Source organism: Streptomyces sp. YS-3, from assembly GCF_045257485.1.
Taxonomy (GTDB): Bacteria; Actinomycetota; Actinomycetes; order Streptomycetales; family Streptomycetaceae; genus Streptomyces.
Map to the genome: position 1 here is coordinate 1 of NZ_JBJHPC010000941.1, position 1,642 is coordinate 1,642.

General features: G+C 74.8%; 2 protein-coding genes. Both read right to left on the reverse strand.

Annotation, left to right across the window (positions count from 1 at the left end; translation table 11 throughout):
* Nucleotides 1-96 precede the first annotated feature (96 nt).
* On the reverse strand, nt 97-1,353 hold the full coding sequence (gene purD / locus ACJA3G_RS36515; RefSeq protein ID WP_406557315.1) for a phosphoribosylamine--glycine ligase: 1,257 nt from the start codon (nt 1,351-1,353) through the stop codon (nt 97-99).
* Nucleotides 1,354-1,414: 61 nt separating this feature from the next.
* Nucleotides 1,415-1,561 carry a hypothetical protein gene (locus tag ACJA3G_RS36520; RefSeq protein WP_406557316.1) on the reverse strand — a complete coding sequence of 49 codons (147 nt, stop codon included), beginning with the start codon at nt 1,559-1,561 and terminating at the stop codon, nt 1,415-1,417.
* Between the last annotated feature and the right edge of the window lie 81 nt (nt 1,562-1,642).

Consider the following 1,642-nt stretch of genomic DNA (forward strand, 5'->3'; position numbering starts at 1 on the left):
GAAGGCGGCCCGGCGGCGGGATCCACCGACGAAAAGGTCCGGGGCGCGACCCCGGCGGGGGCCGCGCCCCGGACCGGGACAGGGGCGGTCAGCGCGTCACGCCCGCGCCCCGGCCGCCTTCCGGGCGATGTCCGTACGGTGCTGCGATCCGTCCAGCCGGATGCGCCCGACCGCCGCGTACGCCCGCTCCCGGGCCTGCGTCAGGTCCGCTCCGGTGGCGGTGACGGAGAGAACCCGTCCGCCCGCGCTCACCACCGCGTCGCCCTCGCGCCGCGTTCCGGCGTGCAGGACGTACGCGTGGGGCGCGTCCACCTCCGCGACCTGGTCCAGGCCCTCGATCGGGTCGCCCGTCCGGGGCGTACCGGGGTAGTTGTGCGAGGCCACGACGACCGTGACGGCGGCGTCGTCGCGCCAGGCCAGCGGCGGCTGCGCGTCCAGCGTCCCGTTGGCGGAGTGCAGCAGTACACCCGCGAGCGGCGTCTTCAGCCGGGCGAGCACGACCTGCGTCTCGGGGTCGCCGAAGCGGGCGTTGAACTCGATCACGCGCACCCCGCGCGAGGTGATCGCGAGGCCCGCGTACAGCAGACCGGAGAACGGTGTGCCGCGGCGGCGCAGTTCGTCGACGGTCGGCTGGAGCACGCTCGCCATGACCTCGTCCACGAGCTTGGGGTCGGCCCAGGGCAGCGGCGAGTACGCGCCCATGCCACCGGTGTTGGGGCCCTCGTCGCCGTCGAGCGCGCGCTTGAAGTCCTGCGCGGGCTGGAGCGGCAGCACGGTGACGCCGTCCGTGATCGCGAAGAGCGAGACCTCGGGGCCGTCGAGGAACTCCTCGATGACGACCCGGTCGCAGACGAGCGCGTGCGCCCGGGCCACCTCGACGTCGTCGGTGACGACGACGCCCTTGCCGGCCGCCAGGCCGTCGTCCTTGACGACGTACGGGGCGCCGAACGCGTCCAGCGCCTCGTCGATCTCGGCCGGGGTGGTGCACACATAGCTGCGGGCGGTCGGCACACCGGCGGCGGCCATGACGTCCTTCGCGAACGCCTTCGAGCCCTCCAGCAGCGCGGCCTCGCGCGAGGGGCCGAAGCAGGGGACGCCCACCGCCCGTACGGCGTCGGCGACGCCGGCGACCAGCGGCGCCTCCGGGCCGACGACGACCAGGTCGGCGTGGAGCGAGGCCGCGAGGCGGGCGACCGCCTCGCCGTCCAGCTGGTCCACGGGGTGGAGCTCGGCGACCTCCGCGATCCCGGCGTTGCCGGGGGCGCAGTGCAGCGCCGTCACGTCGGGGTCGAGGGACAGGGAACGGCACAGGGCGTGCTCGCGGGCGCCGCCGCCGATGACAAGGACCTTCACGGCAGCCAGCCTAGCCTCCGTGGCGGATTCTCCCTCGTACGGGTCGCCGAACCCCGGACCGCTACTCGTTCGTATATTCCTCCACCACCGTGGCGCCGAGCTCGCGGACGATGAGGTCGTGGCCGGACAGCGCGTTGTCCACCAGATCCGGGTCGTCGTCCTCGGGGACGTCGTCCTCCGGGCGCACCGGCGGCGGCTCCTGGGCCATGGGCGCGGAGTGGGATGCGTGCGGGGCCTGGGACCCCTGGGGTCTCGGTGGCGGGGAGGCCTGCGGCGGCTGCTGTACGGG

Coding starts and splice junctions, on each gene's coding strand:
- ACJA3G_RS36520 (WP_406557316.1), bottom strand. CDS start 1,561: ATGGCCCAGGAGCCGCCGCCGGTGCGCCCGGAGGACGACGTCCCCGAG.